Annotated in this window: 10 protein-coding genes; 6 read left to right on the forward strand and 4 right to left on the reverse strand. The window is 54.8% G+C overall.

Annotation, left to right across the window (positions count from 1 at the left end):
* The first annotated feature begins 106 nt into the window (after window positions 1–106).
* Complete coding sequence (locus ACSQ8V_RS38930; RefSeq protein WP_436209440.1) at window positions 107–283, forward strand: hypothetical protein; 177 nt, start codon at window positions 107–109, stop codon at window positions 281–283.
* 270 nt (window positions 284–553) lie between these two features.
* Here ACSQ8V_RS38930 and ACSQ8V_RS38935 read toward each other — a convergent pair whose 3' ends face one another.
* The 3 genes from ACSQ8V_RS38935 to ACSQ8V_RS38945 all read right to left on the reverse strand — a co-directional run bounded on the left by ACSQ8V_RS38935 (window position 554) and on the right by ACSQ8V_RS38945 (window position 3232).
* Window positions 554–874 carry a hypothetical protein gene (locus ACSQ8V_RS38935; protein WP_436209441.1) on the reverse strand — a complete coding sequence of 107 codons (321 nt, stop codon included), beginning with the start codon at window positions 872–874 and terminating at the stop codon, window positions 554–556.
* Window positions 875–1547: 673 nt separating this feature from the next.
* Window positions 1548–1835, reverse strand: coding sequence for a DUF4148 domain-containing protein (locus tag ACSQ8V_RS38940; protein ID WP_436186711.1), 288 nt, complete (start codon window positions 1833–1835; stop codon window positions 1548–1550).
* Between the two features lie 251 nt (window positions 1836–2086).
* The gene (locus ACSQ8V_RS38945; protein WP_436186712.1) at window positions 2087–3232 is read right to left on the reverse strand and encodes a porin; all 1146 of its coding nucleotides are present in this window, start codon (window positions 3230–3232) and stop codon (window positions 2087–2089) included.
* Between the two features lie 2106 nt (window positions 3233–5338).
* Here ACSQ8V_RS38945 and ACSQ8V_RS38950 point away from each other — a divergent pair.
* The 4 genes from ACSQ8V_RS38950 to ACSQ8V_RS38965 are packed head-to-tail and all read left to right on the forward strand — an operon-like array spanning window position 5339 to window position 12179.
* Window positions 5339–8500, forward strand: coding sequence for an efflux RND transporter permease subunit (locus ACSQ8V_RS38950; protein ID WP_436209442.1), 3162 nt, complete (start codon window positions 5339–5341; stop codon window positions 8498–8500).
* Between the two features lie 50 nt (window positions 8501–8550).
* Window positions 8551–9780: an efflux RND transporter periplasmic adaptor subunit gene (locus ACSQ8V_RS38955; protein WP_436186714.1), complete on the forward strand. Its 1230-nt coding sequence runs from the start codon at window positions 8551–8553 to the stop codon at window positions 9778–9780.
* The gene (locus ACSQ8V_RS38960; protein WP_436209443.1) at window positions 9780–11276 is read left to right on the forward strand and encodes an efflux transporter outer membrane subunit; all 1497 of its coding nucleotides are present in this window, start codon (window positions 9780–9782) and stop codon (window positions 11274–11276) included. The genes ACSQ8V_RS38955 and ACSQ8V_RS38960 overlap by 1 nt, the downstream gene beginning before the upstream one ends.
* A 33-nt stretch (window positions 11277–11309) precedes the next feature.
* Entirely contained in the window at window positions 11310–12179 is an 870-nt protein-coding gene (locus ACSQ8V_RS38965; RefSeq protein WP_436209444.1) for a universal stress protein, read from the forward strand.
* 265 nt (window positions 12180–12444) lie between these two features.
* Here ACSQ8V_RS38965 and ACSQ8V_RS38970 read toward each other — a convergent pair whose 3' ends face one another.
* Entirely contained in the window at window positions 12445–12660 is a 216-nt protein-coding gene (locus tag ACSQ8V_RS38970) for a hypothetical protein (RefSeq protein WP_436209445.1), read from the reverse strand.
* A 275-nt stretch (window positions 12661–12935) separates the two neighbouring features.
* On the opposite strand from ACSQ8V_RS38970, the gene ACSQ8V_RS38975 reads away from it, so the two are divergent.
* A complete protein-coding gene (locus tag ACSQ8V_RS38975; protein WP_436209446.1) occupies window positions 12936–14357 on the forward strand; it encodes an ATP-binding protein in 1422 nt (473 codons plus the stop codon).
* Window positions 14358–14485 lie beyond the last annotated feature (128 nt).

Genomic DNA, 14485 nt, shown 5'->3' on the forward strand with positions numbered 1-14485 from the left:
CAAATGACAAGCCAATATTGTGCCGTGCGCAGTGATCTTATGGAATACCTATGACGATAGTTCGTTACAACATAGTCCTGTTTTCGTTGCAACACTCGCAAGCTCAATGACGCTTGTGGCAAAGGCCAAACGCCGCCGCAATGCAATGACGACCGGCCCTGGCAGCCAACCGGTGAAATTAACCACGCTCAGTCGATTCGAGAACCAGCAGAGTTTGATGGAGCGGGCCATCTGCTCGCTGTTGGCGATGCAGACAATGATCAACAAAATCAACCTTTCCTGAATGGAAACTACGTTGAGCGCTTAGAAGGTACAGGGACCCTATTTGTTACCGTATCTATAGAATGAGGTGACCGCTATAATTCCCATGGCTTTCGTAGTCGGGCAGATTTAGGAGCGGTAGCTGCGTAGGATGCAATTTCGTCCCTGACCGTTTAAGTGGTGGATTCATCTCGCATCATGCCGTTCAAAGCATTTGAGATCGATTGGACGCGTGGACAATCCAGACGACCGCATAAATCTACATCAGGCGCAATGATGTCGACGATAGGAATCATGCCAGAATCAATAGGATCGGATATTTTCGCCAATAATGAATACAAAGATTCGGCCCGCTGACGCGGCTGAGACAAACGTTCGATTCACAGCTAGGCGTTGGCTTATCAGTCTGTGCGCCGTTCTTATAATCTGCGCGGGCGATACGTTTTATCATGTCACCCGCAACAAAGCTCACCAGCTTAAGACCAACGAGACAGCGCAGCGCTGCATTGATGCCGCGCTCGCGAAAGCTTACCGTTATTCCCCGTCGGTACAGAACACGCACGCCGTTATAGAGGGCGAGATCGAGAGATTGGACGACATCGGAGAATCCCATGTTTGCCTAGTTGCGATTGTAAGCCGGAACGATCAGAAGATCTTCCGCTTCGGCGTATTGTTGGCCCCCCACGGAGAAACGATCGTGAGCTTACTTGAGTGAAAAGGCCTGCATTCAAGAACGTCGACTCTTACTAAAGATACCGTCAAGATTGGTGTCTCGATGAACGTAAGCGCGGATTCACCCTCGCCAACACGCCAGTGAGTGGATAGGCACGACGCCTGCCGCGACAGTTGCGGTGCTACACCCGAGCCAATGTTTGGTTAAAAACACGGCTTGGCTCAAGGTTCCATCGAAACTCAATCATTCGTGCCCTCGTGTATAAAGTGGACCGAAGTGAAGCAAAAGGACGATGTAAATACCTGAACATGAATGCGGCGGAGTTCATGACACTGGAGATGCGACGGGTGAAGGATCGAGCGCGCATAGCCGGGGAAATGGGGAACCAGCGACCTCAAACATCTAATGCTAAGTCGGCACACGCTCAGCGTCAGAAGTTCGCCACACGCCGCTTCGACGATTGATTTCATCGAGTTGGCGCATTGTTAGTCTGTTGACTGTATAACCACCTTGTAGCGTTCATCTAGAGCACCTCAATTACGCGTGCCCGCTAGGCGATCATTGCATTCGCGTCGTCCCGAAATACATTCACAGCTCCAGCCTGTTGCGGTTGTCAATCAGGCTGACGCAACTGCAAGCAGTCCCTCTTGTACTCCGCCTGCAGGGTCGCCTCGGCCTGTTGGAGATCGTTTGGATAGTAGGCGTTGTCGTCTCGACCGGAATAGCCTGCAGCCTGTAGTTCGGCCAGCTCCTGCATCAACTGTGCGTGTGTCACCTCGCCCACCGGCCGCTTGAATGGATAGTCATCGCATTGTTGCGGGGTAAGGTGCGCATCTGCAAAGGCGCTTCCGTTAGCAAACAGGAGAATGGACGAAACCGCGAGGCATTGCAAAGTGTTCATGATACTGTCCTAGGTAGTTTGTTGGTTGCCGACCGGCGAGTAAGAAGCGCACTCGAAGCAGCTTGCTAAGTCGGCCGATTAGTCAGAATACCTCTGGCCAAACACCGATTTGCTTTCGGATGAGTGAAGTTTTTTTTAATAGAATTCCACCAGCGAGGCATCTGCCAAAAGCAAATAAAAAGCCCGGACCTGTTGTTGGGCTCCGGGCTTTAATACAACATCGAATGACGCTGCAGGGTTTGACTTACGAATTAGAAGCGATGCGTCATAGCGACGCGGTAGAGCACTTGGTTTGCGGTTGAAGATATGCCAGCCGACGCAGGAGTTTGGGCAAAATCGAAATCGGTGCCCGTATTCGCGCTCACAACGTGCTGATAGGCGCCCTGGATGTAGACCGATGTACGTGGGCTTAGGTCATAGTCGAGCATGAGCGATACTTGATGGTACTTCGGACTGAAGTTTCCCACGCTGGAATCGAGTTGAGCTCGGGTATAGGTATACGCTCCGCCGAGCCAGAAGTCAGGCTGGAAGTAATATTGCGCGTTAACCTCAAAATTGTCGAACTTCCATGAATTCCAGTCGCCGCCGGCCGGTTGGGTGGCATTCGCAGTGAAGTAAGCGCTGCCGGTCGGATCGTAGACGTCTGTGTGTGAGTAGGCGAAGCCTACCGTCATTTTCTGGAATTTGTAAGACACTCCCGCATCGATGTCTTGTTGCGACGAGCCGGTAAAGAGACTACCGCTCGTTACAGCGCCCGAGGAGTTGAGGCCCGGGTTGTCAATCTTCATGTAAGCGACCGCCGCCGTCAAACCACCCATTTGATATTGCCCGGCCGCGCTGTAAAGGCGATTGTCTGCGAAGCCCGTGCTATTGCTGAAACCGTACATCGCTTCGCCGGAAAAGCCGCGAAACGTGGGGCTCACATACTTGATGGAGTTGTTAACGCGGAAATCCCAGTCCGAGTTATCGTTATCGAACGGATGCGCCGCAAAATCTCCGGCCCAGTTACCGGCAGCGGTCAAGTCGCTGAACATGTCGATCGTAGGATCATACTGGCGACCGAACGTGACCGTACCATAGTCTTTAGACGAAAGTCCGACGTAGGCTTGGCGACCGAACTCGAGACCACCCTGTCCGAGAGCCCCCGTGTTGGTATTAAAACCATTCTCGAGACGAAAGACAGCACTGTAGCCCCCGCCAAGATCTTCATTTCCTTTCACGCCCCAACGACTGCCGACGACATCGCCGCTAACCATCTGATAAGCGCTATGCCCACGGGCGTTATTGGTAAAGTCGATGCCATCATCGATCAAGCCATAGAGCGTGACACTGCTTTGGGCGTGCGCGACGCCGCAGATGAGTAACGCAGGGATCCATGCACCCCAGTAAGCTTTCATTTTTTTCACCGAAATAGGATGTGGTTGAACGTGTTTGCCGCTCCCATATCTGTCGTGGGAGAAAGCAGTGAAGCGCACTTCTAGAGCGCGGTCAGAGTGTACGTAGCTGAATTTCACACAGGCATCAAAAATATCCACAAATCTATCTTTCAGAAAATGAAATTACGGAACAGGCCGTTTATTCCTATATTGTGCTAATCAACTTATTCAGAAGATTGAAGAGAAGCGAGCCACCTAAGCACATCGCGCCGGAAGCACCTCTCAAACAGGGTCAACCTCAAACCTTTACTGCCCGGATGTCTGTGCGGAATGCGTACTGCTTGCTCGCTTTTCTATGGCTTTGGTGCGGATTAGCGTTGGATCTAGGCGATGTTTACCACAGGCCCTTCGCTGTTGACGTCAAGACCGAGTTAGCCGCCTCGAAGTCACGGGCCGCGGCCATTTGGATGTCCAACAGACCGCACTTTCTCAAGTTTTACGAGCTTCCGATTGTATTGATGTCCGAATTGACGCGCTACGCGGCCAGTGATGCGGCTTGACAGGTTATACTGTTCTGTTTCGATATTATTCTTGGGATTACATACAATATTGCCCTTCACACTCCAAAGGCGTGTGCCCCTGAAAACCTCGGGATATCGAATGGCTCAAGATCTCGCACGCTCGCATAGCACTTACGTAATGCGGTCATCAGCTTGTAAAGCACCACACTCACCGGATCGCGAAATGCCGCCATCCATACCCGGCGGGTGGATAATGCATCAGCGTAGCGTGATGAAGCGAGCGCGCTTCAGCGAATCCCTTCGTGTGATATTTCCGCTACCGCTTCCTAGTTCGCTAATCCGCCAAGCGTACCAGCGAACGAACCGAACGGATCCGACGACGCGATCGCCGAGGGTTGCTATCGGGGATAGATATTTTAATGGCATTGTGAACTATTTTTAAATGCAGTGAAGATGGAGTGAGTCGGCAACACTACTACTCTTGGCAAAAAAACAACGTTGGCGTGGTACTTTGGGGCTAGTGGTAACCCAAGTGTGACCGTGAAATCATTCAAGAAAATTTGCAAAATACTTTTTCAAATTTCGATATCTATGCGTTATGACGCGGAGCATCGAAACGTTCCACGTGTTACTAACCGTCGAACTTCATCCCACTGTTTATCAGATCAAGCAATAGCCTGCCCTTGGTAACGTCTCCGAAAGGCAAAACCCCGGATACGGATCACCACGGACAACGAAGTGAAACCTCAACTAAATAAATAGTGAGGGCGCGGGCGACCCGGCCGATGCGCATCGCGCATCGGCTAGACCATAAAAAACTCTTAATCCGTCAGGCGTTGCTATTTTAGACGTCGTCGTTGAACATGCGACGCTTATCTAGTGAAGAATCCGATATGAATCAATTTCAGTCCATGCGCGTCTTGATCCGTGTTGTCGCCTTTCCCAGGCTCGAACTCGCCTCGAGACAAACGGGTATGTCGTCTTCCACGGCGAGACCAAGAGTTTCCATGTTCGAAGCACATTCTGCGACCCAGACACTGGCTTGGCGGCCCGGACACGTCTCGCTGACCGATGTGATCCAACAATGTCTTGAGGCCTGCTGGTCGCTCATCGGGCAACCCGCAACGCGAATTCCCAATCGGGCTTACCCCAATGGCGAACTGCTTGACTTCGCGAGCATCTCGTCAACGACGATGAAGTTTGTGGCCCTGCTCTCGAACGGTTCGACGTCGCCAATAAATCGGGCGTGGTGTCAATTCTGGACTCCAGGCGCAACCATCCGTCCGCCGCGGTAGACGCCCTTTCACATTTTGGCAATCTTGAACCGCGCACGCGGGGCCACGCTATGTCTTCCGGCCTCCACAACAACTAACTTCATGGAATAAAAAGATCATGCAGAAAATGGCGTCGGTAGACCGAGACGATCCAATCATTCTAGAACCTTTCACCTCCCGATTAGCCAAGGGGAAATGGTCACTCAAGAGTCCTGACCGCGGCCACCGTCGCAAAGCAAAGAGATAGTCGAGTATAGCCATCCATCACTTATCTTGTTGCTCGCGCAGCGCAGTTTTACGCAGATTTTGTCCGGATTTTCCGACCGTACCCTATGAACGCTCTTGTCCTAGTCGCGCTACGCCGACCTTTGACCTTCGTGGTGATGAGCATCCTGATCGTGCTTTTTGGCGGTATGGCAGTGTTCAAGACCCCGACGGATATTTTTCCAAACATCCGGATCCCGGTGGTCGCCGTCGTGTGGACTTATAACGGTCTCTCGCCACAGGACATGTCCGGCCGTGTTATCTACTATTACGAGCGAGCTCTAACCTCGACGGTTGAGAACATCGAGCATATCGAAAGCCAATCGCTCTATGGGCGGGGCATCGTGAAGATATTCTTCCAGCCCGGCACAAACGTGGCTGCTGCGCAAGCACAGATCACGGCGGCCTCTCAAACCGTTCTCAAGCAAATGCCAGCCGGTATAACGCCACCGCAGGTTCTCTCCTACAACGCGTCTTCCGTTCCGGTGTTGGACCTTCAGGTTTCCGCTGCGGGTATGACTGCCTCACAAGTCTACGACATGGCATCCAACCTGATCCGCCCGCAACTCGTTGCAGTACCCGGTGCAGCGATCCCTACGCCCTATGGAGGCGCATCGCTGAACGTCGAGATCGATCTTGACCAGACCAAGCTGTTGGCACATGGGCTGTCGGCCTCCGATGTTGCACATACGCTGAGTTCGCAGAACGTCGTGCTTCCGGCGGGCGACCAGAAGATCGGTGGTCTCGACTTCATGGTCGAGACCAACGCAAGTCCTATCGCAGTGGCGACCTTCAATAACCTTCCGATCAAGATCGTCGGTGGCGCTACCGTCTATCTGCGCGACGTCGCCTACGTGCATCGCGGCTCGCCACCCCAGATCAATGCGGTTCTGGTGAAGGGCAAACAAGCCGTGCTGATCCAGATTCTGAAGAGCGGTGATGCATCGACCCTCGAAGTGGTCGACGGAATCAAAAAAGCGCTTCCGGGTATCATCCGTACTCTCCCCCCAGGAGTGAAGATCACGACACTAAACGACGCTTCGGGGTTCGTTCGTGATTCGGTGGATGAGGTCGTGCAGGAGATGATCACAGCGGCCATTTTGACCGGGTTGACCGTGCTGCTCTTTCTTGGCAGTTGGCGCTCGACGCTTATCGTCGCTACGTCGATCCCGCTCTCGATTCTGTGTTCGGTGCTAGTGCTCTCATGGCTTGGTCAGACCATCAACGTGATGACTCTGGGCGGTCTGGCGCTAGCTGTCGGTATTCTTGTAGACGATGCGACGGTTATGATCGAAAACATCGACTCGCATCTCGAAGCAGGGGCAGAACTTGAGCCTGGAATCATTGCCGCTGCCAACCAGATCGTTGTCCCTACTTTCGTGGCGACCCTGTGTATCTGCATCGTGTGGTTACCGCTATTCCAGCTTGGCGGGATTGCGGGTTATCTCTTTCTTCCGCTAGCAGAAGCGATCATCTTCGCAATGATTGCCTCCTTCATCCTCTCGCGCACGCTGGTGCCGACAATGGCCGCTTATTTACTCCGGGGCCAGGTCGAGGAACACAAGCATGGTCGCAGGGCCAACCCGGGTTTCTTTACACGATTTCAAAGGGGCTTCGAGCACCGGTTTTCCGACTTTCGCGACAGCTACCGGATTGTATTGACTCGGGTCGTAGCCAAGCGCCAACTCTTTATCCTCGTGTTCGCCGCCGCCTCGTTCGGCTCATTGGGTTTGATTGGCTTTCTCGGGCGAGATTTTTTCCCAAGCATCAAATCCGGCGAGATTGACCTGCACATGCGCGCGCCGGTCGGTACTCGGCTAGAGGATGCATCCAAAATCGCCGTTCTCGTTAATGGCTCGATCCGGCAGATCCTGCAGGGTCAAGTGAGCAATGTTTTAGACAACTGTGGTCTGCCCGCGAGCGGCATCAACGAAGCGTACAACGCTACCGGCACAATCGGCCCGCAAGACTGCGACATCACAATCAGCTTGAAGAATGATCGGTCGCCGGTTGACGACTATCGATTCAAGCTGCGCCGGCAACTTCCTAAGCTGTATCCAGGTACCACCTTCACTTTCCTGCCGGGCGACATAACGGCAAAAATCCTCAATTTCGGTCTGCCGGCCCCGATTGATGTGCAGATCTCAGGTCGTGGGCAAACCGCCAACTTCGCGTACGCACAAGCCATGGCAGCACGCATACGACGCATCCCCGGTAGTGCCGACGTCAATATTCAGCAGACTTTCAATGAGCCGACACTAAAGATTGCGGTGTCTCGATCCTTTGCTTTAGGTACTGGCTTGACGGAATCCGATATCGCCAACAATGCACTGTCGACCTTGTCCGGCAGCGGCCAAACCGCACCCACCTACTGGCTCGACACGAGCTCCGGTGTGTCGCATCTTGTCAATATGCAGACGCCGCAAAACCAGCTCACGTCGATGAACAACCTAGAAACAATACCGATAGACAAGGGTGATGGCGACCCCACCGGCGATGGAACTCAACTTTTAGGGGCACTCAGCCGAATCACCCAGACGGGCACACCGTTGCTTGCCTCGCACTACAGCATCCTGCCGGCGATCGACATTTTCGTAAGCAACCAGGGGCGCGATCTTGGAGCGGTGAGCGACGCTGTCGGACGGGTTGTCGCGGACATGGCCCATGACGTTCCGCAAGGCGCTACGGTGCACCTGCGCGGCCAAGCGCGGACGATGAGCAGCGCCTACATCCAATTGATAAGCGGCCTTGCTCTTTCGATTCTGCTCGTCTATCTGGTCATTGTCGTCAATTTCCAGTCCTGGCTTGACCCCTTCATCATCATCACCGCCTTGCCTGCAGCCCTGGCCGGAATCGTATGGAGTCTGTTTCTTACCCACACGACCTTATCTGTACCGGCACTCACGGGGGCGATCATGTGCATGGGCACTGCAACCGCCAACTCGATCCTAGTGGTCTCTTTTGCCCGAGACCATTTGGCTGAGCATGGCAATCCCGTCGCCGCCGCGATCGAGGCTGGTTTCAGCCGTATTCGTCCGGTCATGATGACAGCTCTTGCAATGATGATTGGCATGCTGCCCATGTCATTCAGCAACACCCAGAATGCGCCACTAGGCCGCGCTGTGATTGGTGGCCTGCTGATTGCAACGTTCGCAACCTTGCTGTTCGTGCCTTGCGTATTCGCTCTTTTGCATCGCGACAAGAACAAAGACATGGAATCACACGTATGACCACCCGCCGAAACACTCCCCTCTCGCGCCGTACTCGAAGCCGACTGTTGATGACGATTGCCGTTCTGATCGTTGTTGGACTGGTGGTCCTCGGCATTGTCCAGCGACGCAATGCCGTCGCCAATCTGCGCGACATCGCTGACGAGGATTCCCTACCTCAGGTGCAGGTGATCTCCCCTACGCCAGGACCGGCAACACGCACCATGACGCTGCCCGGAACCATCAAAGCCTGGTATTCAGCGCCGATCTACGCACAGGTCTCGGGCTATGTGCTCAAGTGGTACAAGGATTATGGGGCTCCAGTGCGAGCTGGCGATTTGCTCGCCACTATTGATGCACCCGCTGTAGACGAACAGTACGAGAGCGCGCTGGCGAATCTCGACGTAGCACAGACCAACTATAAGCTAGCGGTGGTGACCGCCAAACGTTGGACGGCGCTCGCGGGCACAGAGGCTGTGTCGCAGCAGGAAGTCGACGTGCAAGTGGCCGGCGCTGCCGCGCAACAAGCCCAGGCACGCGCAGCACAGCATCAGGTTGCGCGCTACAAGGTTCTGGAAGGGTTCAAAAGGATCGTTGCACCGTTCGACGGGATTGTCACGTCACGCAATACCGACGTGGGTAACTACGTCAACGCTGCCGGCGGCGACGTCGGCGCGCGAGGTGCCTCGGATGAGTTGTTCAGTGTCTCTGACATTCACGAGATGCGCGTGTTTGTATCGGTGCCGCAGGACTATTCCGCCATGCTTAAACCGAATCTGACAGCGACCCTCTCGTTGCCTCAATATCCTGATCGGAAATTCAAGGCAGTCTATGAGACCACCGCTAATGCCTTCAACCCTCAAACGCGTACGGTGGTGACCGAACTCTTGGTACCCAACCCCGATCATCTTATCTGGCCCGGAACGTATGCCGATGTCAATTTCGTCGTCCCGTTAGATCCCAACGTGCTTGTGGTCCCGGAGCAGGCACTGCTATTCCGCGCACAAGGCATGCAAATCGCACTAGTCGGCCCGGGAGACAAGGTGCATCTTCAGAACGTCCGGCTCGGCCTCAATCTCGGTCAAACAGTGCAGGTCACGTCCGGCTTGAAGCGCAGCGACCGGTTGATCATCAATCCCTCGGCTGGCGTCCTGGAAGGCCAGCAGGTGCGGATTGTGCCGGGTGTACCCGGGATTGCACCTGAGGCGCAGTTCCGCGTAGATGGGAACGAATCAAAGAACCTAAGCTCAGCACAGCGCGCGAAGGTTGAAGCTGCACGTAACGACGACTCGGACAAGTAATGCTCAGCGCCCGACCTACCGGATACATTGCCTGTCTCGCACTAACGCTGCTTTCCGCCTGCGATCTGGCGCCTATCTATTCGCCGCCAAACATGATCCTGCCTGCCCAGTATCAAGGCTCCGGGCCCTTTGTCGTCGCGCAGCCGCAAGATCAGCTCGCGCGAGGTCCTTGGTGGCGGGTATTTGGCAACACAGAACTGGATCGTCTCGAGGCACAGCTTGATGCCGCCAACCCCAACCTGCAGGCGGCCGAAGAAACCTATACACAGGCCCGGGATATTGTCGGCGAAATACGATCGGGCCTTTATCCGCAACTGAACGCCCAGGCATTCGTCAGCGAGAACAAGGAATCCGCTCATACCCTGTTCCACAGTGGAACCGGCCCGATCCAATCTCAGTCGAACGGCTACGGCGCAGTGGCTTCGTGGGAGCCCGACTTCTGGAGCGAAATCCGCAACCGGACCAATCTTGCCCAGCAGGATGCGCAAGCTACAGCCGCGCAGGTTGCATCGGCACGACTAAGCTTGGAAATGGAACTCGCCAACGACTATATAGCGATCCACGGTCTCGATGCGCAGCATGCCGTCTACTTGCAGACGATTACGTTTTATGAGAAAGCCGTCTCGATCACGCAATTGCGCTTTGCTGGCAAGATCTCCTCGGGCCTGGACGTTGCTCGCGCCGAGAACCAGCTTGCCTCCGCGCAGGCCTTCGACACCGAGGTGCAAGCACAACGGGCACTGCTAGAGCATGCCATCGCGGCCCTGGCTGGCGTCAATCCTAGTACTTTCAAGCTGCCAGTGATCGCGGATGCCCAAATCACCATTCCCACGATCCCGGTCGACGCGCCTTCCGCGCTGCTACAAAGACGCCCTGATGTCGCGCAAGCGGAGCGTGCGATGGCAGCGGAAAATTCATCCATTGGCGTCTCGCGGGCCGCGTTTTATCCGAACGTCCACCTTAACGCGAATGCCGGATTCGAGGATACCGGATTTGGCCTTGCCTCACTGCCGAACGCCCTTTGGGCCTTTGGCGCATCCGCTGTGTTGCCACTGTTCGAGGGTGGCCTGCGAAAGACAGAATTGCAGCAGAGCTGGTCTCAGTTTTACCAAGCGACGGACAATTATCGCGCGACTTTATTGCAAGCCTTCGAGCAGGTTGAAGACAATTTGACATTGACCGGCAAGCTCTCGACCGAAGCCACTCAGCAGGAAGCCGCGCTGAAAGCAGCGGTCAGAGCGCAAAATATGGCTCTCAGCTTATACACGGATGGGTTGGATAACTATCTGAATGTTACCGTTGCCCAGATCGCTGCGCTGACCGCGCAAATTGCCGAAGTGCAGGTGCAGACTCGACGTCTACAAACAGCAGTTACCCTCATCGGGGCCTTTGGTGGTGGCTGGAGTACCGCCGATTTGCCTACCGCAGAACAGACCCTGCCCTTCAATCCGCTTAGCCCGCACGACGCCCCTGGCGACGTGCATGAGCCGCATTAGATCATTTCACAAAATCTGGGGATGGGCTGCAAAATGGCATTCAGGGATATTCTGGTTCACGTGGATGCGAGCGAGACCGGCAGGATGCGATTGCGCCTCGCCGTCGACCTCGCGACAAGACATGGCGCACGGCTGACCGCTCTACATATCCGGCAATACAGCATTGCCCAGCAGCGCAGGCTTAAGGCGTCGGAGTTGGGACTGGTACCGGGCAAGAAAACGGATCGACTAAACCACCTGATCAGGGGCGAAATCGACACCAGTATTGACGACCTGCACAAGCTACTGCAGCAACTAGAGCAGGACCGTGCAGTCGACGTAAAATGGGTCGGTATTGAGGGCCAAGCACATAAGCTGGTTCCCCAATATTCGCGCTATGCCGATCTAACGATCGTGGGCCACGACTCATCCGAGAATGCGGACCTACCGGATGAGTATTCGTTTGCCGAAACCATGATTTTTACTTCCGGGCGACCACTGCTCATTATCCCCTCGGAGGCGGCGACGGCTGTGAAGCCCCAGTTGGGGCAACATATCGCGATCGCTTGGAATGGCAGTCGTGCATCCGCACGGGCATTGTCCGACGCCCTCCCACTAATTGAACAAGCCGAGCGCACGAGCGTGCTGCTCGTCGATCCGCATCCACGCGGGCACCCAAACAGCTTGCCAACCGCCTCTATTCTCGAGCATATCGGTCGCCATACTGCGAACCCGCATCTTCAGTCGCTTCAAGCGACAGACCTCTCCACTGCCGACATGCTGCAGTCGGCGGCGCTCTCACTCGGAGCCGATATACTGGTGGCTGGCGCCCACGGTCGACCGGGACTATGGGAGAAGATGCTCGGTGGGGTCACTCGTGACCTTCTAGCCCGAATGCGCCTACCGCTCCTGATGTCATATTGATCAATCTGCCTGTTCACGTCGCGCGATGAGGAGAAAGGTTCGACTGTCGGGCACGTCCAACCCTCCGCCGTCATCCCCTACATGCATCGTTCGTCCATACCTGATTCCGTACCGTTGCAGTGGGATTGAGCTCCAAGTATTATGCGCCGCTGGCAAATCGTGGCTGAACTTACACGTCGCGATGCAAGGAACTCGTCTTTCGGGACGAGCCGCGTTTGATCGTGACGACGAACGCCCTCGGATGCCCAATCTTCCCCAATTACCTTCAAGAACGGAGTATCAATAGTGCGGATGCGACTCGGATTGCGAATTCGGCATATAGCTCTGCGCCTGAAAAACAGATTGATAGTTTTTCCCAGAAGGCGTGCTGTTGGCTCGATTTCATGCGCAGAATCTTGGCGATCCATTTGGCGCGGCCGCACAAATCCGAGCGTTTATAGAGCATCCGCGTCGTCGCCGATGAATGATTCTTCATGTTCATGAAACGACAATCACGTTCATGCGCATATATCATCGGGACATCTAATGTTGCCATTCTGAGTCGCAGATCTTTGCTTGACTCGCGCGAATAGTTCGCCGTCGTCAGCAATCTTTTTTTTCCGTTACTTGTGCCTCCCGGCCTCGTGGTGTCGCTTCTTCATGCTCAGTAGAAAGCTGCTCACAATATTTTCGTAAGCAGAAGCGACCGTACACGATGCACAGAATAACAATGCAACTACTGTTGAGCCAATGGGCACCAAACGCAGAAGAATCGCGATGAGCTCACCCAACTCATCGCGCAGCGGTTCATTTATATCACTCGGGCGCGGATGGCACACGACGACTTTCAGATGGCTAACGGTGTACGCCGTTGTGTTTACCATATCGATCATGTCGCTGCTTGCTTTCGTCGAGCAGTCCGTTACCCGTGCCATGGAAAACGAAGCGGACAGCGGCGTTCGCTGGCAACTTCGTTATTTCGATTCGATTACCGACGCAGATCTCGCGAGTGCTATCGATAAGCGCGTACAGCATGAACAGCACCGGTCGAACTATTACGGCCTATTCGCCGCCGATGGGCGTCGGCTCGCCGGAGACATTGTGACATTGCCGTCGCGCCTTTCGATCACACAAACCGGAGAGTCACGCAACGATGCAATCGGGCAGACCGTGTCGCTCGCTCACAATCCTTCGATGCCGACAGTGCGCGCGTTAGCTGAACGCCGGGCAAGCGGCGTTCAGCTAGTCATAGGCCGGAGCGTAGCCGATATTATTGATATCAAGGATGAACTGATCAAGGCGCTCGTGTGGGGAGGCCTGTCTTGCGCGGCCGCGAGTCTCGTGACCGGATTGTTACTGAGCATACGCCAAATAAAACGCGTTCAGGCCATTCAACGCGTGACGACGCAAATCGCCCAAGGCGATATCAAACAACGCTTGCCAATCAACGGTGGGGACGAACTCACGTTGCTCTCGCATCTTGTTAATTACATGCTCGATGAGGTGGAGCGGCTGATGACCGAAGTAAAGACTGCATGCGACGGAATCGCGCACGATTTGCGAACGCCACTTGCACACGTTCGCACGCTGTTGACAAACATCGCGGACCGCGCGAGCGTCATCGGCGACAACCAGGTGCAAGACCTCGCCAAGGAGGCATCTCTCGAAGCCGATTCGCTTCTGGGCCGCTTTCGAGCCCTTCTGCGGATGTCGGAGATTGGTGCACTCAAACGACGCGAAGGCTTCCGGTCACTCTCTTTGCCGACACTTATCTTCGAGCTATGTGAACTATACGAGCCTTTAGCCGAGGAGATGTCTATTCGCCTCAGATGGAACGCGGAGTCGATGGAACCCATCTATGGCGACCGAGATTTGCTATTCGAAGCGTTCAGCAACCTGCTTGATAACTCGATTAAGTTCACACCCGCAGGAGGTGACGTGAGCGTTGAGCTAACATCTTCGACATTAGGTCCGCGGTTAGTTGTGCTCGACAATGGGCCGGGAATTGCGGAAAACGAACGCGAAGCCGTGCTGCAAAGATTCTATCGAGCCGAGAAGACGCGGCATGTGCCAGGTTCGGGTCTTGGCCTCGGTATCGTTTCGGCGGTCATGCGCATGCACGACTTTGGGTTAAATATTTGCAGCGCAAACCCGGGGGCAGTCTTCGTTGTGGAGTGTTGGCCTCACTCTTTGCAATAGGAACGGTCTCGCGATGCGCGTGCTACTGATATCTCCACCGGAGAGGGAGGCGAGGTACTTTCACAAGGCGCTCGGAGAGAGTGCCCACAGCGTGCGGGCTGCGGATGATCTCCGATTTGGCTTGTCGC

Origin of the sequence: Caballeronia sp. LjRoot31 (genome assembly GCF_964253885.1) — a bacterium.
GTDB lineage: Bacteria > Pseudomonadota > Gammaproteobacteria > Burkholderiales > Burkholderiaceae > Caballeronia.